The 21,392-nt window shown below is 63.6% G+C and carries 15 protein-coding genes and 1 pseudogene; 7 read left to right on the plus strand and 9 right to left on the minus strand.

Annotated features, from left to right (window positions below; all coding sequences use genetic code 11):
- Positions 1–59: 59 nt before the first annotated feature.
- From MMB49_RS08655 to dnaB, 3 genes are read right to left on the minus strand one after another with little or no spacing between them, the layout of a single operon-like run.
- Complete coding sequence (locus MMB49_RS08655) at positions 60–809, minus strand: type 1 glutamine amidotransferase (protein WP_003815981.1); 750 nt, start codon at positions 807–809, stop codon at positions 60–62.
- A 43-nt stretch (positions 810–852) separates the two neighbouring features.
- Positions 853–2,409, minus strand: coding sequence for a Mur ligase family protein (locus MMB49_RS08660; RefSeq protein WP_047271011.1), 1,557 nt, complete (start codon positions 2,407–2,409; stop codon positions 853–855).
- Between the two features lie 2 nt (positions 2,410–2,411).
- Entirely contained in the window at positions 2,412–3,845 is a 1,434-nt protein-coding gene (dnaB, locus tag MMB49_RS08665) for a replicative DNA helicase (protein WP_172581649.1), read from the minus strand.
- 401 nt (positions 3,846–4,246) lie between these two features.
- On the opposite strand from dnaB, the gene MMB49_RS08670 reads away from it, so the two are divergent.
- Positions 4,247–5,653 carry an MATE family efflux transporter gene (locus MMB49_RS08670; RefSeq protein ID WP_047271013.1) on the plus strand — a complete coding sequence of 469 codons (1,407 nt, stop codon included), beginning with the start codon at positions 4,247–4,249 and terminating at the stop codon, positions 5,651–5,653.
- A 345-nt stretch (positions 5,654–5,998) separates the two neighbouring features.
- Here the strand turns inward: MMB49_RS08670 and MMB49_RS08675 are convergent, their stop codons facing one another.
- From MMB49_RS08675 to ftsY, 4 genes and pseudogenes are all read right to left on the minus strand, one after another.
- Positions 5,999–7,870, minus strand: coding sequence for an HD domain-containing protein (locus tag MMB49_RS08675; RefSeq protein WP_047271015.1), 1,872 nt, complete (start codon positions 7,868–7,870; stop codon positions 5,999–6,001).
- 276 nt (positions 7,871–8,146) lie between these two features.
- A complete protein-coding gene (locus tag MMB49_RS08680) occupies positions 8,147–8,485 on the minus strand; it encodes a P-II family nitrogen regulator (protein ID WP_003814240.1) in 339 nt (112 codons plus the stop codon).
- Position 8,486: 1 nt separating this feature from the next.
- Complete coding sequence (locus MMB49_RS08685; protein ID WP_003815992.1) at positions 8,487–9,785, minus strand: ammonium transporter; 1,299 nt, start codon at positions 9,783–9,785, stop codon at positions 8,487–8,489.
- A 293-nt stretch (positions 9,786–10,078) separates the two neighbouring features.
- Positions 10,079–11,008: pseudogene (ftsY, locus tag MMB49_RS08690) on the minus strand (signal recognition particle-docking protein FtsY); the annotation flags it as partial.
- 805 nt (positions 11,009–11,813) lie between these two features.
- On the opposite strand from ftsY, the gene MMB49_RS08695 reads away from it, so the two are divergent.
- The 3 genes from MMB49_RS08695 to MMB49_RS08705 all read left to right on the plus strand — a co-directional run bounded on the left by MMB49_RS08695 (position 11,814) and on the right by MMB49_RS08705 (position 15,730).
- The gene (locus MMB49_RS08695; protein WP_047271020.1) at positions 11,814–12,560 is read left to right on the plus strand and encodes a TetR/AcrR family transcriptional regulator; all 747 of its coding nucleotides are present in this window, start codon (positions 11,814–11,816) and stop codon (positions 12,558–12,560) included.
- 167 nt (positions 12,561–12,727) lie between these two features.
- Positions 12,728–13,762 (plus strand): glycosyltransferase family 2 protein, encoded by a 1,035-nt coding sequence (locus MMB49_RS08700; RefSeq protein WP_013390299.1) that lies wholly within the window; start codon positions 12,728–12,730, stop codon positions 13,760–13,762.
- 66 nt (positions 13,763–13,828) lie between these two features.
- On the plus strand, positions 13,829–15,730 hold the full coding sequence (locus tag MMB49_RS08705) for a DUF5696 domain-containing protein (protein WP_080959276.1): 1,902 nt from the start codon (positions 13,829–13,831) through the stop codon (positions 15,728–15,730).
- Positions 15,731–15,887: 157 nt separating this feature from the next.
- Here MMB49_RS08705 and MMB49_RS08710 read toward each other — a convergent pair whose 3' ends face one another.
- Positions 15,888–17,432: a C69 family dipeptidase gene (locus MMB49_RS08710; RefSeq protein WP_047271125.1), complete on the minus strand. Its 1,545-nt coding sequence runs from the start codon at positions 17,430–17,432 to the stop codon at positions 15,888–15,890.
- A 366-nt stretch (positions 17,433–17,798) separates the two neighbouring features.
- Between MMB49_RS08710 and MMB49_RS08715 the strand changes: the two genes are divergently transcribed.
- From MMB49_RS08715 to MMB49_RS08725, 3 genes are all read left to right on the plus strand, one after another.
- Complete coding sequence (locus MMB49_RS08715; RefSeq protein WP_229940995.1) at positions 17,799–18,125, plus strand: MptD family putative ECF transporter S component; 327 nt, start codon at positions 17,799–17,801, stop codon at positions 18,123–18,125.
- Positions 18,126–18,193: 68 nt separating this feature from the next.
- The gene (locus MMB49_RS08720; RefSeq protein WP_229940994.1) at positions 18,194–18,943 is read left to right on the plus strand and encodes an energy-coupling factor transporter transmembrane component T; all 750 of its coding nucleotides are present in this window, start codon (positions 18,194–18,196) and stop codon (positions 18,941–18,943) included.
- 86 nt (positions 18,944–19,029) lie between these two features.
- Positions 19,030–19,479 (plus strand): ABC transporter ATP-binding protein, encoded by a 450-nt coding sequence (locus MMB49_RS08725; RefSeq protein WP_080545217.1) that lies wholly within the window; start codon positions 19,030–19,032, stop codon positions 19,477–19,479.
- A 42-nt stretch (positions 19,480–19,521) separates the two neighbouring features.
- Here MMB49_RS08725 and MMB49_RS08730 read toward each other — a convergent pair whose 3' ends face one another.
- Positions 19,522–21,390 (minus strand): ABC transporter ATP-binding protein, encoded by a 1,869-nt coding sequence (locus MMB49_RS08730; RefSeq protein WP_047271028.1) that lies wholly within the window; start codon positions 21,388–21,390, stop codon positions 19,522–19,524.
- Positions 21,391–21,392 lie beyond the last annotated feature (2 nt).

A 21,392-nucleotide genomic window follows, 5' to 3' on the forward strand; every position in this document is an offset into this window, starting at 1 on the left:
CCATCAAGCTCATCGACCCGTCAAGCATCGCAGAGTCCGAGGGCGCGGAACCGTCCAATTCACCGGGGGCGGGCGGCGGCGACCTTGCGGGCCTTGTCCGCCAGAGCGTCCAACCGTGCCAGTTCGAACATCTGCTCGCTGGACTGGTCCGGCTCGAACTCCCCGTACCGTCTCGTCACTGCGGCCCGAATCAGGAAATCCGCGACCGCGGGGTTCTTCGGCAGCAGCGAGCCATGCATGTACGTGCCGATGACATTGCCGACACGAGCGCCTTCCGTATGATCCTCGCCGTTGTTGCCGGTACCGTCATGATCGACATGCCCCAGCGGCAACGTTCCCTCGCGCAGGAACGTCTGCCCGGAATGGTTCTCATAGCCGATCACGTCGCCGAATTCGTCGCTGTGCTCGACCAGATTGCCGATCATCCGGTGGCTCTGCCCCACCGTGTACGCGCCGAGCACGTTGATGCCGTCCAACCGCTCGCCTTCCGAGGTCTCGAAGTATTCGCCGAACAGCTGGAACAGGCCGCAGATCATCAGCATCGGAGTACCGTCCGCGGCCAGGTCGCGCAGCCGGCCGGCCCGCTTGAACAGGTCGCCGGTGATTTTCTTCTGCCCGGTGTCCTGACCGCCGCCACCGAGGATCATGTCCACGCGCTCGGGCCATTCGTCGCCCTGATTGTATGCGTGCAGGCGCGGCTCATACCCGTACAGTGCCAGCCGGCGCAGAACCACCAGCACGTTGCCGGAATCCCCGTAGATGTTCATGTCCTTCGGGTAGAGGGACATCACGTCGATCACTTTTCCCATATCCGTTCGCCTTTCCCGCTCATGCTGTCAGTCGTCGCGCCGCTCATCGCCCGACGCCGGCATCGGCGACGGTGGTCAGCTTGGCGAGTTCGGCACGCACGCGGAGCATCGACGTGTACGTGCAGTAGATGTGTTTGGGCACACCGGGACGGGCGGTGACGAACTGCCGCACCGCCGCCTCCAGATCCGTGCCGGTCTGCTCCACCCTGACCTGATCGTATTCGAGCCGCAACGCCATATCCCAGGCTCGCGTACCCGACACCATCGCGACGCCAGTCGGGCGCAGGCTGGTGAAATCGACATCCCACAGCCAGCTCATGTCGCGCCCGTCCGCGTACAGGTCGCAGATGGCAATCATCGTGTCATGCCCGTCGGGCGGAAACGAGCCGAGCGACAGCCTGAAGCCCATCGGGTTCTTGACGAGCAGCAGCTGCACGTCGCTGCCGTTGACCGCAATCGTTTCGCCGCGGCCGAACGCGGGGGTCACCTCGGCGAGCGCCGCCAGAAGCCGGTCATGGTCTACTGGGCTCTCGTCAGATATCGCCGCGTCTGACGCATGCGAGGCCTGGCCGGGCATGGTTTCGGCGACCTGCGCCGAAGCAATATCCTGCGCCATGACCGCGCGGACGGTGGCGAGCGCCGCCGCCGCGTTGAACAGGTTGTACACGCCTTCCAGCTTGACGGCGGTATGGACGGCCCGCCCGTCAATCAGGAAATCGGCCTCATGGTTGCCGACACGGGTCAGCGTGACATCGGCCGTCACCTCGCGCCCATCGGCATCGGGGGCCTCAGCCGAAACCGATGTGCCTGCCGGCTCCTGCTGCGCGCGGTCATTTGCCGACGGCCTGCCATTGCCGACCACGCTCGCGGCCTCTTCGGCGACGGTGGTCTGCATGTCGTCGTCGGAGGGGAAGAACCGACGCAGTTCGGGCGCCAGCCCGAAATAGCGCACTCCGGTGCCTTCCGGCACGGCCGAAGCGAAACGCGCGATTCGCGGATCCTCACGGTTGAGCACCACGGTGCCCGTCGTCGCCTCGGCGACACGCTCCAGCAGACGCGCGGTGTTGTCGATCTCGCCGAACCGGTCGAGCTGATCGCGCATCACGTTGAGCAACAGCGCGAACCGCGGTTTCACCTGCTGCACGAATTTCACCGCATACGCCTCGTCAAGCTCAAGCACGGCCACGTCGGCGTCCAGCCTGCCGCTCAACGGCACTTCGGTCAGCAGCGCCGAGACGACGCCGCGCGTGAAGTTGGAGCCGGTCGGATTTGTGAACACCTTGAGTCCCAGCGTCTCCAGCATCGAGGCGACCATGCGCGTCGTGGTGGTCTTACCGTTCGTGCCCGACACCAGCACCACGCCATACGGCAGGTCGGCGAGCGTGCGGGCGAGGAAACCGGGGTCGATCTGTTCGACGATCTTGCCGGGGAACGCGCTGCCGCCGTGCCGCAGCAGCCGAGAGGCGCCGCGTACGGCTTTGCCGATCAGCGGCGTGGCGAACGCGGTCCATGGACGCGCCGCATCCGACTGCCCGCCCAGCGCCTCGCGCTGTGTTTCACGCGATGTTTCACGAGGCTGGGATCCGTTTTCCTCACCCATCGTCACACTCCTTGATCGCTGTTGTAGTCCTGCGGCATGTCCTTGAACTTCGAGTATGCGCCCAGAAACGCCAGATGGAACGTCTCCGTCGGACCGTTACGATGCTTCGCCATGATGATATCCGCCTCGCCGGGCCGGTCCTCCTTGTCGTAGAAATCCGGTCGATGAACCAGCAACACCACGTCGGCGTCCTGCTCGATCGAGCCGGATTCGCGCAGGTCGGACAGCTGCGGCTTCTTGTCGTTGCGCATCTCGGGCCCACGGTTCAGCTGGGACAACGCCACGACCGGCACTTCCAGCTCCTTGGCGAGCAGCTTCAGCGCTCGCGAGAACTCCGAGACCTCCTGCTGTCGGCTTTCCACCTGCTTGCCGGATGACATCAGCTGCAGGTAGTCGATAACGACGAGCTTGAGGTCGTTGGTCTGCTTGAGACGGCGGCATTTCGCACGGATCTCCATCAGCGACATGTTCGGCGAATCATCGATGAACAGCGGCGCGTTCTGCAACTTGTTCCAGAAATTGTTGAGCGTGTTCCACCGGTCGGCGGTGATGTCGTCGGCGCGGCGCATCGCCGCGAGCGGAATGTTGGTCTCGGCGGAGATGATGCGCTGCGCAAGCTCCACCTTGCTCATCTCCAGCGAGAACACGATCGACGTCATATTGTGATGCAGCGCGGCCGCACGGGCGAAATCGATGCCCAGCGTCGACTTGCCCATGGCGGGGCGCCCTGCCACGACCACCATCTGGCCGGGCTGCAGGCCCTGGGTCACGTCGTCGATATCGCGGAAACCCGTCGGCACGCCGGTTTTCAGATCGCCGTTCTGCAGCTTGTCGAGCTGTTCGAGCGCATCGTGCACCACCGGGCCGATGGCCTCGTAGTCCTGCTTGACGCGTCCGGTACTCATCTCGTAGACCTCGGCCTGCGCGAGGTTCACCACGTCTTCGGCCTGCGAGCCCTCCGCCGAGTAGCCGAGCTGCGCGATCTTGGTGCCGGCCGCGATCACGTTGCGCAATATCGCCCGCTGATGCACGATCTCGGCATAGTACGTGGCGTTTGCGGCGGTCGGCACGAACGCGACGAGCGTGTGCAGATAGTCGGCGCCGCCCACCTTGTCGAGGTTTCCGTCCTTCATCAGCTGGTTGGCGACGATCACCACATCGACGTTCTGCGAGTTCGAGAACAGGTCGATGATCGCCTCGTATATCGTCTGGTGCTTCGGCTGGTAGAAGTCGGTGACGTCGATCATCTGGCTGACCTCGCCGATGGCGTCCTTGCTCAGCAGCATGCCGCCGAGCACCGCCATCTCCGCCTCGTCGTCGTGCGGAGGCACGCGGTCGAACACGGCGTCGCGCCCCGGCAACCCCGCGTCGCCCTGCACATACGAGCCACCTGATTGCGGGCGCGGCCCTCCCCAATTCGTTTCTTCTGCTGCCATAAGACTTGAGTATATATCGGAGCTTTTCCGGTGGAAGATATCTGGCGAAAAATGCACAGGGCCATCTCTCGGACGGCATGTCGCGGTAAGCGGACGCGACATTCGTCACCGTCACGCACGGCTTGCTCGCAAGTCATATTCAGCCGGCGTTTACCTGCGCGACACGCACGGGTGACGTCATGTGGACAAAAAAGTTGAGTTATCCACATTTAGGGGATAACTCTGGGGATAACATATGCAGTTATCCACATCAGGGGGATAACTCTGTGCATAACATGGGGATAAGTCCATAAACACCCCCACTCGATTTGCCAAACACGTCGTCATGCGATATAAACGGCGCCCCATTCGGATCACCGCCGCGCTTTCAGCTCTTCGATGCCGCATACGCGCCCGCCCATATGAGCTACAGTGTGCATGTGCACACCCCTGACCCACAATCATCCGATCCCGCGACCGCCGGCACGGCCCGCACCGGTAACCGAGCCGCATACGGCCGCATACTCGCGCTGGCCCTCCCCACATTCGGCCAGCTCATCGCCGAGCCGACCTTCGTGCTCATCGACACGGCCATCGTCGGGCACATCGGCGTCTCCGCCCTGGCCGGACTGTCAATCGGATCGACCATCATCCTCACCGCGGTGGGACTGTGCATCTTCCTCGCCTACTCCACCACCGCGCAGGTGGCTCACCTGCTTGGTGCGGGCCGCCGCCGAGAGGGGCTGCAGGCCGGCATAGACGGACTATGGCTGGCTCTCGGCATCGGCATCGTGCTGGCGGCGGCTCTGTTCGCAGGGGCCCGGCCGCTGTGCGTGGCGCTCAGGGGCACGGGCGAGACGCTCGACCAGGCGGTGGCGTACACGCAGGCGGTGGTACTCGGCGCCCCTGGCATGCTGCTCGTGTACGCGGCGAACGGCATTTTCCGCGGTTTGCAGAAGGTACGCATCACGTTGGTGGCCGCGGTGTGCGGCGCCGTGCTCAACACCATGCTGGATGTGCTGTTCGTGTTCGGATTCGGCTGGGGCATCGCCGGATCGGGCGCGGCGACGATGATCGCACAATGGTTCATGGGACTGTTCCTGACGGTTCCGGCGGTGCTATGGGCGAAGGCCGACGGCGCTGCGCTGCGACCACGCCTGTCGGGCATCGCCGCCGCCGGAGGGGATGGCCTGCCGCTATTCATCCGCACACTCGCCATTCGCGCCGCGATGGTGATGACGGTCGCCTCGGCGGCCCGATTGGGAACGACAGTGCTGGCGGGGTTCCAGGCGGTGAACTCGTCTTGGAATTTCGCGATGAATATGCTGGATTCGGTAGGCATCGCCGGTCAGACCCTGGTGGGCGCGGCGATGGGCGCAGGAGACCGCGCACGCACACTGCGACTGACCCGGGCCACGGGACGAGCCGGATTGGCGGCCGGAGCCGCTATCGGCTGTGGATTCGCCGTGGCCGGCCTGTTCATCGGCCGCCTGTTCTCGCCCAACCCGCACGTCCAGTTGCTGGTCGCCGCCGGCATGGTGACGATGGGTGCGTTCCTGCCACTACAGGGGTGGATGATGGCGCTGGACGGCATACTGATCGGCGCCCGCGATTTCCGCTACCTGGCGATTACCTGCACACTGACCGCAACGGTATATATCGCATTGACCGCGATCTGCGTGGATGCGGCCGCGCCCATGCTGCCCGGCGACCTGGCCTCGACCGTGCTGCTATGGGCGATGTTCAATATCGTGCTCATGGGCGGCCGCGGCCTGTTCAATGGCCTGCGCATACGCAGCGAATCATGGCTCGGTCAGACCGCCCTCTAACGACCGGCCCGCGACAGCCCTCGCTGCGCTGCGGAACACCCACCTTGACATCGCCTTTGCCTCAGCTGAGCATCATATGATAATGGCATCGGCTCCCGAAGATGGGAGACGCCACGCGGAAGGAGATTCCGCCCCGAATCAGATGACATCCGAATACTCACAGATAAGCAAAGCATGATCGACGTGCGGGAGAAGGCCGCCAAGCAGTTCAGCGCGCGCCTGACCGGTCGCGGGTTCGAAAGCTGGGTGCGAGAGGGCAACGACACCTATGTGGTCGGCGGTCAGGAATACATACCGCAGGACCTGGTCGTGGTACGCGCCCTCGACGCGGCGGGCAATCCCGTGTCAGCCGAAGTCAACGTCGACATAGCCACCTTCAACCTGTACCCGGATACTCTCACGGGCGGCGCTGTACATGGCACGCACCAGACTTTCGCGCCAATGGCTCCACCCGTACCGCTTGGATATCTCCTCACCGGCCGTAGCCCCGAGCGACGACCCGTCGGCGCGGGTCAGGTCATACAGCATGTCCAGCAGCATCGGATCACGGTCCACGCAACGGGCGAGCGACTCCCCCACGGCCGGATCGTTCGGGTTCTTGCCGGTCGCGAACTCAGAGAGCGTCAGATGCTCCCGCACCAGGATGCGCACCCATCGCGCGATGTCCGCGTCGAATCCCATGCGCTTCATGATCACCGCGGCGTGACGGGCGCCCTCTGCCGCATGATCGGTCACGAACGGACGTTTGCCGACATCATGCAGCAGGCCAGCCAATAGCAGCGCCGTGTAGTGACGGTCGTCATACCGCTCGCCTCGCGCCGCCGAAACCCGCGCGAGCCGTGACGTCACCTCGACGCTGTGCCGGTCGATGGTATACCGGTGCGCTGCAGACGCGCTCGGGCGATTACGTATGCCCAGCCATTCAGGCATCCATCGACCGGGTATATCCACGAAATCCAGTTCCTCCCACACGCGCATGAGCGCCGGCCCGGAGGCCAGCAGACGCACGAACAGTTGGCGCGACTCATCATCCCACACGGAATCGCGGATCGGGCAGCGCCGCAGGTTCTGCAAGGTGACCGGGCTGATCGGCAGCTCGAACTCGGCAGCCGCCGCGGCCACGCGCAACGGCAGATACCGGTCCGACTCCGGTTCCACGCCCGGAGCCAGCACGATTTCCTGCTCGTGCTTGGCCACGCCGGGCGCGACCTGTTCGAACTTCGGGGCCTCTCGCCTGCCTCCACCGCGCGGCGACAGCATCTGGAAGAACGAGAAACGCGGGCGCTCATGCGTCAGCGAATGCTCGGCACGCGACGCCGTGGAATCCAGCGCGAACGCGATCTGTCGGCCTATGCGGGCGAGCCGGGTTTGCAAGTCCTCGATGGAACGCGCCTCCCGCTCCCCCGGCGGCAGTGTCGGGTCGGCAAGACCCCGCATCGCCGCCACCTGCGCCTGATATGGGGCGAGCAGCCGATTCGCGTCCTTGCCGGCAGCCAGATGAATGCAATCGCGCACGTCCAGCAACGCCTCGACCTCGTCGTCATACCGGCCGTGCGGTCGGTCGGCAAGCCATGACACAGTCAACGCGGAGACCAGCACCGAATCGCGCAGACCGCCTCGCGCCTCCTTGATGTCGGGCTGGTTCAGGTAGGCGAGTCGTCCGAACTCGTCCAGTCGCTTGCGCGCCGAATTCAGCAGTTCCGGCAGCCGCTTGCGGACCGCTCGACGCCAGCGTTCCAGAATCGACGTGGCCGTCGCCGAAATCAGCGCCGTATCGCCGGCGATCGGCTTGACATCCAGCCAGCCCATAGCGGCCGGCAGATCGGAATCGGTCACGGCCTCGCACTGCTGCCGCGTGCGCACCGACTGATCGAGGTCAAGGCCGCTGTCCCACAGGGGATACCACAGTTTGTTGGTCAGCTCATTGAGCTGTTGGTCGTTGATCGTATGTGGCTCATAGATGATGACCAGATCCAGGTCGGAGCTCGGGCCAATCTGCCCCCGTGCGAGCGACCCGACCGCGCCGAATCCGATGCCGGTGGACGGCACGTCGAACGGCACCGCGGCCACCGCGTCACTCCACAGGCGGCGCAGGCAATCCATGGCGAGCTCCGTTCGCGCCCGGCGCTTCGCGGAGCCACCCCGGTACACGCCGTCAGCATCCGGCTGGCTCATGTCCATGAACCGTTGCTTGAGATGATCGACCGCCGAACTCAAGACACACCACCTTCACCAAATTCCGCCCCGCAGGCGGGGGCTGTCGATGGAGCCGACTGGAGGTGGTCAAACCCACCCGGGTGCACAAGACCACCCTCAGTCTCGCTACGCGAGACAGCTCCCGCCAGCGGGAGCAATTTCAATCCTTGCCCTCCGTCACCGGAGGCAAGGATGTCGATATATAAAAGAGTCCCCGCATGGTCAGGTGACGGCGTGCGGGGACTTGTCTTACCGATAACCCGCGTCCGGCGGAAAGCGCCGAACCACGGGCCGATTTCAGATCGCGGCGGAGCCGGTCTCGCCGGTACGCACGCGGGTCACGGAATCGAGCGGGGCGACCCACACCTTGCCGTCGCCGATCGTGCCGGAACCGGCAGACTTGACGATCACGCCGACCAGGGTCTCCGCGTCCGCGTCATCGGACAGCACCTCGACGCGAATCTTCGGAATCAGATCGACCGTGTATTCCGCCCCGCGGTACACCTCGGTGTGGCCACGCTGGCGGCCGTAACCGTTGGCTTCCGAGACCGTCAGGCCGTGCACGCCCGCAGCGGCGAGCGCCTCCTTGACGTCATCGAGCTTATGGGGCTGAATGATGGCAGTGATGAGCTTCATCTCACCTCACCTCCTTGAGAACCGAGCTGGCAGTACCAGCAAAATCATAGGCACGTTCGCCCTGATCGGCCAGATCGATGCCGCCGACCTCCTGGGCTTCGGTCACACGCCAGCCGATGGTCTTCTCCAGCGCGAACGCGATAATCGCGGTCACCACGCCGGAGTACAGCATCGCGCACAGGGCGATGATGACCTGCACGGCCAGCTGGCGCCAGTCGCCGCCGGCGAGCAGACCAGTGCCCTCGCCGAAGAAGCCGATGAGCACGGTACCGGTCAAACCGCCGACACCATGCACGCCCACCACGTCGAGCGAATCGTCATAGCCGAGCTTGAACTTCAGGCCGCATGCGAAGCAGCACAGAACACCGGCGATCGCACCGATGACCATGGCCCACAACGGCGATACCACATCGGCCGCGGGGGTGATGGCAACCAGACCGGCGACGATACCCGAGGCCGCGCCGATAGCCGTGTAATGACCGGTGCGGATCTTCTCAGTGAAGCCCCAGGCGAGCATGGCAGCCGCGGTCGCCGCGGTCGTGCTCATCCACGCATAGCCAGCGGTGCCATTGGCCGCGAACGCCGAGCCGGCGTTGAAGCCGAACCAGCCGAACCACAGCAGGAACGCGCCCAGCATGACGAACGGCACGTTGTGCGGGCGAATCGGCTGCGTGCCGAAGCCCTTGCGCTTGCCGATGATCAGCACGATGATAAGGGCCGCCATTGCGGCGTTGATGTGAACGACCGTGCCTCCTGCGAAATCATGCGCCGCGGCGCCGATCGCGGTGGAGATCGGACCCTTTGCGCTCAGAAGGCCGTTGTTCCACACCATGTGCGCCATCGGCGCGTAGTCGAACGTGACCCACAGCGCCACGAACAGCATCCACGTGCTGTACTTCACGCGCTCGGCGATCGCGCCGCAGATCAGCGCCACGGTGATCATCGCGAACGTGACCTGGAACGACACGTCCACGCTGCTCGGGTACTTGTTGCCGTTCGCGGCAAGGCCGGCGGCCGTGTACTGACGGGTGCCGGCGTCGAACACCATCGTGTCCTTCAGCAGGAACCCGGTCGCAGGGTCACCGAAAATGCCGCCGATGCTGCTGCCGGCGTATGCGATCGACCAGCCCCACAGCGTCCATACGACCGCGGTGACCGACAGGGCCGCCGCCGACAGCATCAGCATGTTCAGCACGGCTTTGGCGCGCACCATACCGCCATAGAAGAACGCCACGCCAGGCGTCATGAGGAAAACCAAGGCTGCGGATGTGAGCATCCATGCGGTATTACCGGAGTCCATCGTTACCTTCCTCTCTTGTTCGTTCCCGCCGCCGCGCATCTTGACCGCGCGGGAAGCGGGTCGTTACCACTTCATCTGACATCCCCTGATAGGGGAATCAACACAACGATATGCAACGCTCGCTGAGTTTTCAACACGTTACGACACGTTACGCTCATGTAAAGCGCGATGACGCGGATCTTGGCTTTCGGCCGGATTCCGGCGCAGGCAACGGTTCCGGAATGCAAAAGCCGGCTGTCCACGTTGTGGACTGCCGGCTTGCAGGGTTCATGTCCGACGGTTTGCGAACAACCTCACGCGAGAATGCCGTCGACGAATCCTTCCGGGTCGAAGGGCGCGAGATCGTCCGGTCCTTCGCCGAGGCCGACGAGCTTGACCGGCACGCCGAGCTCCTTCTGCACGGAGATGACAATGCCGCCCTTGGCGGAGCCGTCGAGCTTGGAGAGCACGACGCCGGTGAGGCCGATCGCCTCGGCGAACACCTTCGCCTGCGCCATGCCGTTCTGGCCGGTGGTGGCGTCGAGCACGAGCAGCACTTCGTCGACGGGCAGGTTCTTTTCGGTGACACGGCGAATCTTGCCGAGCTCGTCCATCAGGTTCGACTTGTTCTGCAGGCGGCCGGCGGTGTCGATGATGAGCACGTCGGCGTCGTCCTCCTTGGCGCGGGCCGCCGCCTCGAACGCGACCGATGCCGGGTCGGCGCCGTCCTTGTCGCTGCGCACGACGGGCACGTTGACGCGGGCGCCCCAGGTTTCGAGCTGGTCGGCTGCGGCGGCACGGAACGTATCGGCCGCGCCCATGACGACCTTCTTGTCTTCGGAGACGAACAGACGGGCCAGTTTGCCGGCCGTGGTGGTCTTGCCGGTGCCGTTGACGCCGACCATGATGATGACGCCGGGCTTGTGCGCGTCCGGCTTGTCGACGTTCAGACGGCGGTCGGTGTCGCGGCCGACCAGGTCGAGCAGGTTGTCGCGCAGCATGGCGCGCACCTCGTCGGGGCTTGCCTTGCCGGTGATGCGCGCATCGCGGCGCAATTCGCCGACTAGCTGCTCGCTTGCTTCGGCACCGACGTCGGCCAGCAGCAGCGTGTCCTCGACATCCTCCCAATCGGATTCGGAGAGGTTGTCTTTGGTGAGGATGTTGAACAACGCCTTGCCGAACGGATTCGAGGACCTGGAAAGTTTCGCCTTGAGCCGCTGAATGCGCGAGCCGGATTTTTCCGGTACATCATATGCGGGAGCCGCCGGCTTGGCCGGGGCGGCCTGCGTCGGTTCGACCGGCTTACGCTCTTCCTCACTTCGAGGGGAGGCGGTTTCGCCCTCGGTTTCGGGAGCAGAGAGCTGCCTGTCAACTGTTGCGGCGGCCGTCTCGGGTTCTTCACCCGCACGACCCGCCTGGCGCGGCGATGTTGCGGTTTCCGCCGGCCGGCCGCCGACTTCGTTCTTACGCGACTTGCCGCGTACTACGCCCCACACAATAAGCAGGACGACAATCACCACTGCGGCGACGATGCCGATAATCAGATTCGTATCCATGGCTCCAGCCTAAAAACCGCAACGGACAGCGGCCGGAATACCACATACGTCGCGTTGTTGCAGCCAAGTCGACGACTAATTGGACTGCTGGCACAGACGCTGCCCCTGAGTCGTCCCTACATATCGAACCGGGGAAGACGCTGGTATAGGCAAATCTGCCACCAATGCATAAAGCGGCATACCAGACGGCACCGGATTGCCAGCGGTCCCATGATATTCAACATAGAACAAGTCGGGCAATGGTGCCCCACCCTCATCGTGGTAACACTCGCGACCGCCACCGAAAACACGTATCAAACAGGACACGCACGACACGATGTCATGGTTGTCGAACTCGCTCGCCGTCATCGACGGGGCCACATACGTCTTCATGATTGACTCTCCTCAGCCGCACGACCTACCGCGAAAACGTAGACCCCCGACAACATTTCGGGAGGTATAGGCGCTAGGCACCGCGACCACTACACTGGAGCTCATGGCCAATACTGCAAGAATGACGGCGCTGCAACGCCGCGAACAGCTCATCCGCGTGGGGCGAGCGTTGTTCGCATCCAAGGGGTTCGAGGCGGTGAGTGTCGAGGAGATCGCCGCGAACGCGAAGGTCAGCAAGCCGATCGTCTACGAGCATTTCGGCGGCAAGGAGGGACTGTACGCGGTAATCGTCGACCGTGAGATGCGCGAGCTGACCAATGCGCTCATCGAGGCGCTGTCCGACACCAAGGCGCATCCCCGCCAGATCGTGGAGCGCGCGGCACTCGCCCTGCTCACCTATATCGAGGAGAACTCCGAAGGCTTCCAAGTGCTCGTGCGCGACTCGCCGACCACCGACCCGGCCGGATCGTTCAACTCGCTGCTGGGCGACATCAGCCTGCGCGTGGAGGATCTGCTCACCGCCGCGTTCAAACGCCGGAAGCTCTCCGCCAAGGGCGTGCCATACTATGCGCAGATGCTGGTCGGCATGACCGTATTCACCGGTCAATATTGGGCGGACCGGCCGAAGGTCAACAAGGAGCAGCTCGCCGCATACATCGTCGACCTCGCATGGCACGGCCTGAGCCGGCTGGATTCCAAGCCGATCCTGCGGTTCGAGAGCCAGAAGGCGAAGCAGCTCGCAGCCAAGGAAGACAAAGAACGTCGAGACAAAGAGCGGAGCGAGACAACGGCCCCGGACGAGCCGGACGCTCCTGTCGAGACCGCCGAACCGGACGAACCGGCATACCTGCCCGCGAGCGCCGGCTGATCATCAGAACCGCGCACAAGCCGGAAGCCCAAAAAACGGCGGAACGGACGACGGGACTTGCCTGAACGCCGCTTAGTGATAGCTTTGCTTGTAGAGGTTAGACTCGCTGCAACATCCGAGGCGACGTGTCGCACGTCATCCCCGCGACACCTGTATAACGAGGAACTATGGAACAATCGTCGAAAACACTCACCTTCGTGGTGCCCGCCTACAACATGGAAACGTATCTGGAGCGCTGCGTGGAGTCGCTGCTCTCCGCGACGGACAACAGCGACATCGAAGTGTTGATCGTCGATGACGGATCCTCGGACGGCACCCCGGAACTTGCCGACATGTACGAGCGGCGCTGGCCCGGCAACGTGCGGGCAATCCACCAGGTCAACAAGGGCCACGGCGGCGCGGTCAACACCGGCATCGCCAACGCGACCGGCATGTATGTCAAGGTCGTGGACGCCGACGACTGGGTGGATATGCCCTCCATCGACACGCTCATGGGCACGCTGCGGGTGCAGCGCGTCGCCACGGATCCGGTCGACATGATCGTCACCAATTACGTGTACGACAAGGTGGGCAAGCGCGTCAAGCACACAGTGAACTTCCGTCATGCGATGGCGGCCAACACCGTGCTCGGCTGGGACGATCTCGGCTGCTTCGGCGTCGCCGAATACATACTGATGCACGCTCTGATCTACCGCACCCAGGTGGTGCGCGACTCCGGCATGCAGCTGCCCGAGCACACGTTCTACGTCGATTTCATCTACGCATACCAGCCGTTCCCGTGGGTCAAGTCGATGCTGTACATGGACATCCCGTTCTACCACTACTTCATCGGGCGCGAGGGGCAGAGCGTACAGACCGACGTGATGATCCGCCGCGTCGCGCAGCTGCGGCTCGTCAACCAGCGCATGGTGGAGGCCACTCCCGAACCGGGAACCGTGCCGGACGGCCTATACCGTTATATGATTCATTTCCTCGCGATCGAAAGCTCGGTCACGTCGGTGTTCCTGATCCTGTCGAAAGACAAGGCAAACTACCGTCTCAAGGACGAACTGTGGGCGGACATCGACAAGGCGTCGCCGGCCATCGGGCGTGACGTGCGGCGCAAGCTGGTGTCGCGCGCGCTGAACCTGCGTGGGTCTGTCGGGCGCTGGGTGATCCGACGCGGCTATGTCGTCGCAGAGAAGGTCGTCGGCTTCAACTGACGTGCCGCGCGACGGGGCTGCCAGCTGATATTCGCCCCTCCATCACCGATCAGGAGAACGTCCATGATGCAATTCACCATGTCCGGAACCATGCTGCGCTTCGATGAGACGACGCTGCGGTTCTCATTCAGCCGCGACGGTGCGACCTGGAGCGGCTGCGACGGCATAGAGCCGCAGCTGACGCGCGAGGATCGTTCATTCTCGTTCGCCGGCGCCGCTACCGTCACGCATGAGCGGATCGAGACCGGCACCGGAGTCGGCGTGCGCAGCGTGTTCGCCGGGTTCGCGGGTGCGGATTACGCTTTTGAGACGTATATCTGGATCGAGCGGTCGAGCGGCGACGTGCTATGCGAATGGGTGCCACTGCGCGAGTGTGGGGCCGAGCCGCGCATCGACAGGGTGCTTTGGCCTGCGCCGCTGTCCTTCGACCGTGCGGACGCGCATGACGTGACGCTCATCACCCACGAGCAGGGCGTGATGATACCGAATAGCTGGCCTACCGAGGTCGGCACTGATGCGGTCTCCTTCGGCGGGCGGTTCGAGACTGCGGGCGGGTACATGCCCTGGTTCGCGCAGTTGCGCAGCGACGGGCATGCGTACATCGCCATCTGCGAGACGCCGTGGAACGCAGGATATGACATCGACCATCCGGCCGGCGGACCGTACACGCACGTCGGAATGTGGTTCGAGCCAAGTCTCGGCCGCATGGATTACCGCCGTGTCGTGCGATATCGTCTCCTCGACCATGCCGACCATACCGCCATCTGCAAGACGTACCGCGCTTACGTCAACGAACGCGGCCGGCTGCGCACGCTGGCGGAGAAGGCGGCGCGCAACCCGTCGGTGCGTGACCTGCTCGGCCGTTCATGGGTGCATGTCGGTATCAAGACGAACGTTCAGCCGGACTCGTCGTTCTATGATCCCGCGCAGCCCGGCAAGAATGATTCGCTCGTCACGTTCGCGCAGCGCGAGCGGCAGATGCGTACGCTGCACGAAATGGGTGCCGGGCGGCTGTACCTGCATCTGGACGGCTGGGCGCAGCCCGGCTACGACAACGGCCATCCCGACTATCTGCCCGCATGCCGCGAGGCCGGCGGCTGGAAGGGCATGAAATCGCTGATCGACGCCTGTCATGAGCAGGGAGACCTGTTCGGCACGCATGACCAATACCGCGACTATTACTTCGCCGCGCGCACGTTCGACCCGCGCAATGCGATCCGACTGGCGGACGGCACGATGCCCGAGCACGCGATGTGGGCCGGCGGGCGCCAAACGTACCTGTGCGCCGAGCTTGCGCCGGATTACGTGCGCCGCAACTTCAGTGAGATCGCCACGCACGGCATCGTGCTGGACTGCGCGTATCTGGACGTGTTCACCTGCAATGAAGGCGACGAATGCTCGCATCCCGAGCACCGCATGACCCGCCGCGAATGCTACGAGCGCCGCGCCGAATGCTTCGAATACCTGCTGGCGCACGGCATTCTCACCTCGTCCGAGGAGGTGTCCGACTGGGCGGTGCCGAGCCTGGTGTTCTGCCATTACGCGCCGTACGACTTCCAAATGCGCTCCCCCGACGCGCCTCGGCACGGCATCCCGGTGCCGTTGTACAACCTCGTCTACCATGACTGCGTGATCCAGCCGTGGATGATGGATCGGGTGGCCGGTGGCGACGACTACATGCTGTACGCGCTGCTCAACGGCGGTGCGCCGTACCTGATCCGTGACGCCGCATATGCCGGCATGGACGGTGATATGAATGCCGCACTGCGCGCCCGTACCGAGAATGACATCGAGCGGTGTGCGGTCGTGGCCGGGCTGCACCGGCGCGTCGGCATGCAGGAGCTCGTGCGGCATGACCTTGTCGGCGGCGACCCGCTGGTGCAGCGCTCGGTCTTCGCCGACGGCACCGCCGTGACGTGTGATTTCCACGCGCAGACGTATGAGGTAGCAGCGAACGGTTCTCATTAAGAAAGGTGCGAGGATTCCGCACATTTTCGAACAAGCGAACATTGCGTAGAAAGCCCGGAATTCCGGGCTTTCTGCTGTTTTCATGTTCGTTTTCCCCGTCACACGGACTCGCACCTTTCTTATTGAGAACCGTTCGCTGCGACAAGGGAGCAAGCCCTCAGACCCACCTATCGGACATGGCGAACGAGTTGCGCATCAGGTTGCTCGACGTATACAGCACGTTATCGAGCAGCTTATGGGTCAGATCCCGCAGACGCCCGGCCATCGTCTCGTTCGCAGCCATGAGCGCCGCGCGGATGTCCCCGGCTTCGGCATCGACGAGCGCCGCATCCGTTTCTTCGACAAGCCGGCGCCCGAACGCCCGCACCTGCTCGCCATAGTATTCGATCGCGTTGCGCGTCTCGTACCAGTGCGCGTCGGCAATTACGGCGATCAGACGGTTCGTCCAGTACAGGTTGTCGGTGGAGACCTCGGGCGTGGTGTCGCGCAGATACGCCGGAGTGTCGTCCACGTTCGCATAAAAAGGTGCGACCGCCGTGAACGGGCCGGAACCGAAGGCGATCCACATCACCGCCGCCGCTGCGGCCGGCACGTCGTGCCGCAGTTCGATCGCGACCATGTGACCAGTGCGGTTGATGCCGATCGGACGGTAGCGATGCCGGCTTTCCGGTGTACCAAGCGTTCCGTACGGGTCAAAAGGCGTGCCTTCGAAATGCGACGACATCAGAAAGTCGATGTCCTCGACCGTCACCTTGTTCTCCGGCGCCCGGCACCACGGGATGTCGTCGGAGGTCGGCGTGTAGCGGGCCGCGGGCGAATCCCAATCCTCGCTCGGGTTCAGGTGACGTTGCATGTACCAGGCGCGCGGCGTGTTGTAGATATGGTCCTTGACGGTGCTGGTGCCGAACACCACACGCGGGTTGATGTGGTCCGGCAGCACGGCGGCGACGCCGAAACCGGCGCCCTGCGCGGGCCGCATGGCACGGCCCAGATGGTGCCGATCGATGAATTCGCGCAGGTCCGCGCTGCACATGAAGAACCGCCGCTCGCCGAACGCGTCGGAGAAGTCGAAGTCGTCGATGCCCAGCTGGTTGGGGATCGTCGCATAGCAGTCGTCGGGCACACGGCGCGCAATCCAGTGGTGCCCACCGATTGTCTCGACATACCAGATCTCGTCCACGTCGGAAATGATCACGCCGTTCGACTCATAGGTGCCGTACCGTTCCAGCAGCTCGCCGAGCCGTTCCACACCCTCGCGGGCCGAAGAGACATACGGCAGCACCAGCGTGATGATGTCCTCCTCACCGATGCCGCCGGGGGTCTCCGGCCGATAGCCGGCCTCTCCCGGCACGCCTTCGGCTGGCCTGAGCTCGACCAGCGGGTCGGCGGCGAGCACGCGCTCGTTCACCGCGATGGTTTCGGTGGCGCTCATCGCCACGTTGCGCTCGCTTGCGCCGGCCTCGGCGAGCACGCCTCGGTTCGGCAGCACGTTCGGCGCGATGGTGTAGCGGCACGGGTCGTCCGGCAGGTCGATCTCGACATGGCTGAGCGTGCTGCGGTAGTGGCGCGGCTGGTCCGTCGGCGCCACGGCCACGAGCCGCTTGGGATCGTAGCGGCCGGAGCCGGAATCATCGTTGCGGGCGATGATCGTCGCGCCGCTGCAGCTGGCTGATTTTCCGATAAGCAATGTGGTGCATGACATGTCGACCACTGTAGGAGCCGGCCTCACCATCGCGCATCAACGGGACGGCTGCGGCAGAAAAAACTGCGGAAGGCCAAATATTATGTTTATGTCATCTCAGCCAAATACGCAGGGTTTCACACGAATTTTTCAGGTAAACCACATGACTTGCCCCGAAACATGCGTTTATATAGTAATCACGACCGCAAGGCCGCAATAACTGAACCCCTTCTTCTCTTCTCTCTCAAGCCCGGCTTCCCCGCCGGGCTTTCTCTTTTTCCGCGCCCCTCCATCGCGGCGTCGCACTTCACCAAAACACGGGTTGAAATAGCCGTTCTTGGTAATTCCCCGTGTCAAATCGCCGTTTTCGGGCCACAAAACGGCGATTTGACACGGGGAATTGCGGATTTCGGCTATTTCAACCCGTATTGTGGCGCCCCGGCCCACGCATCTAGGCAAGGCATCGCAATCGGCGCAGTTTGTCTGGCGCGCCCGCCCGACCGCACAGGCGGGAAGCCCCGCCGAGGCCGGCACCGCACACCAGAGCCGCTCCGGCAAGCTGACATCCCCGATCTGATCAACATCGGCGTGTTCTCCGCGCTGTACTTCGCGCTGGTCGCCGACCTGATTGCCAAAGCCGGCAAATACTCCAGCAAGATCGGCATGCTCATCAGCTACGTGGTGTTCGCGAACATCAACACCGACACATCATGAATTCACGGGCAACATTCGAGAGCAGCCATGCGGGGCGAATCGGCGCATATGCAGCCGGCGCAGACGGCATGAGCAGATCCAAGTCCGCTCCCGCGCCAGCGGCCGTCATCCTCGGCCCTCGGGCGAAACTGTATCTGATGCTGCTCGCCAACACGCTGTTGTTCTTCCACGCGGATGCGCGAGCCGAAGCACTGCTGACGGCACTGTTCCTCACGCCGCTGTTCCTTGCCGGACGCTGGCGTATGGGACTGCGGCTGACGGCCTGCTATGCGGTTCTGCTGGGGTGGGGATTGTGGCCGGACGCGGCGACGCAGGACACGGGGGGGGCTTCGGGCGCCGCGTCGGCCTCCGGCTCTGGCGCCGACGCCTGGATACATGTCGTCGGGCTGTTTTCCGTGGGGCTTCGCATGATGATGCCCTGTTTCATCACCGGCGCCTACGCGTTCTCCACCACGCGCGTCAGCGAATTCGTGTGCGCGCTGCGTCGTATGCGCGTGCCCGAATCGGTGGCCATCCCCTGCATGGTGGTCATCCGGTTCTTTCCGACAATCGGGCGGGACTACCGGCGAACCCGCGACGCGATGGCCCTTCGCGGTCTTGCCTCCGGCCGACTCGCGCTGCTGCGGCATCCGGCCCAGTCGCTGGAGTTCGTGCTGGTTCCGCTGTTGATGAACGCGACGATCGTCTCGCGTGACCTGTCGGTCGCGGCACTTACCAAGGGATTGGGACGGTTCGGCCGGCATACCTGCATAACGGAGATTCACAGCGTTGGTTTGATTGGGCGGCGATGGCGGTCTGCACGATCCCGCTGGCACTGAGCATCGGCGGCATACTATGAGCGATGTGATCATACGGTTGCGCGATTGCTCGTTCCGATACCGTCAGGCCGATGCGGATTCGGAGGATGGTGCCTCGCCACGGGGCGCCGCGGCAGGAGAGCGCCGGCGTCGAAACGGCGGCCGGCGAGGCCGACGGATTCATCATCGACTGGCTGGCAGGACCGGATCGTTCACTGGGCCGCTACCGGTATCGGCTTGACCGGACCATCGCCAAGGGGTTGGAGGGCAAACCCTGTTATGTGTTTCATGCGACGGACGCGCCGGCAGGCTGCCCGTTCAGTGTGCTGGTGGCGATGGATCCGATGCCCGAACGGGCTGCGCTGGCGAGCGGCGGCCTGCTCAGTCATCTGCATTTTCAGTACGCCAACGATGACGGCATGCTGTTGAGGGCGGAGTCCACATTGCGCAAACGCATGTGGTACCCGACGATGTGCGCCGACGAAGGCACGCTGCGCGACCAATGCGACATCGTGCGGACCCTGCACAAGTTGCCTCCGCTCGACCGCGAGGCATAGGCTCATCGCCGGCATGATCGCCCGTCGATGAGCCTTGGCGTGTCACGCGAACTGGCTGTTGTACAGTGCGGCGTAACGGCCGCCGCGTTCCAACAGTTCATGATGGTTGCCGTGCTCGATGATGTCACCATGTTCCATATACAGAATCAGGTCCGCGTCACGGATCGTCGACAGCCGGTGCGCGATGACGAAGCTGGTGCGTCCTGCCATCAGTCTTGTCATGGCTTTGCCGATTTCCGCCTCGGTCCGGGTATCGACGGAGCTGGTAGCCTCGTCGAGTATCAGGATCGGCGGGTCCGCAAGGAAGACGCGGGCGATGGTGAGCAGCTGGCGTTGTCCGACCGACAGGTTCCCGGCCTCGTTGTCGAGTACGGTATCGTAGCCGTGCGGCAGCGTGCGTATGAAGTAGTCGGCGCGCACGGCTTTGGCCGCCGCGATGATCTCCTCGCGGGTCGCATCGGGCCGCCCGTAGGCGAGATTCTCCGCCACGGTGCCGCCGAACAGCCACGTATCCTGCAGCACCATGCCGAATTCGCGGCGCAGATCGCCTCGCGTCATGGTGGCTGTGGATACGCCGTCAAGCGTTATCGCGCCGCCATCGATCTCGTAGAATCGCATCAGCAGGTTGATCAGCGTGGTCTTGCCCGCGCCGGTTGACCCGACGATTGCGACCTTCTGCCCTGGCTCGGCCACGAAGTTGACGTCTTTCATCAGCGGCCGTTGCGGATCGTATCCGAACCTCACGTGGTTGAACACCACACGGCCCCGCACAGGCTCCTCAGCGACCTTCGCCGCGTCAGCGGGCTGGGGGTCGGGCCGTTCCTCTTCCTCGTCCAACAGCTCGAAGGTGCGTTCGGCGGACGCGAGCGCGGACTGCAGCGAGTTGATCATGTAGCTGGCTTCGGTCAGCGGTTCGGACACCTGGTTGATGTATTGGTAGAACGCCTGCGCCACGCCGACGGTCATGCGGCCGCCAAGTACCATCCAACCGGCGAGCAGCATCACCGCCATCTGCGAGAACCGCGCGATCATGCGGATCAGAGGATTGACGGATATCGTGATGAAGTCGGCGAGCTGCGCGGCTTTTCGGGTGCGTTCGGCGGCGTCCTCCATCGCTGCCGCACTGTCTTCCTCGCGATTGTATGCCTTGATGATGTTGCGGCCCTTGTAGTATTCCTCGGCCAGGCCGGTCAGCTCTCCGATGGTCTCCTGACGCAATGACGCGATCTCGAGGTTCTTGCGGGCGACCAGTTTGGTTACCCACATGCTCAATGCCATGAACACGAGGAACACGACCGTGAGCAGCCACGAGTAGTAGACCATGATGACCAGCGAGCCGGTCACCGTGGTGATGGCAGTGATGAGTCGCAGCAACCCCGTCTGCATGACTTCGCTGATACGGTCAAGATCGTTGGTGACCTTGCTCAGCACTTCTCCCGGCTTATTGCGGTCGAAGAAGCGCAGCGGAAGCCGCTGGATCTTCGCGCTGATCTGCTTGCGCAGCGTCAGGTTGAGGTTTTCGGCCACGGACGCCATCAGATAGGACTGCAGGTAGTAGAAGCCCCACTCGCCGAGATACAGGATTGCCAGAATCAGGATCGTCCAGCCGATACCGCCGGCGTTCCAGCTTACTGAGAACGGAACGCCGTCACGCCATGCGCCCTGCACGGCATCCCATATCGAGTCCACCACGACGGCGCTGTACATCGGAGCGGCGATATGGAAAAACGTGAACAGCAGAATCGACGCGGCGACCACGCACAGGCGCATCCGCTGATTGCCCAGCTGCACGAACAGCCGCCGGGCTGTGGCCATCGCGTTCTTCGGCGCTTCGAGCTCGATGTCGTCGGTCTTTACCGTGTCGCCCGCGTTCACAACGGTTTCCGTCATATCGTCATTCTGCGTTGTCATTC

Origin of the sequence: Bifidobacterium sp. SKU (assembly GCF_026016405.1) — a bacterium.
In the GTDB taxonomy this organism is placed as follows: Bacteria; Actinomycetota; Actinomycetes; order Actinomycetales; family Bifidobacteriaceae; genus Bifidobacterium; species Bifidobacterium bifidum.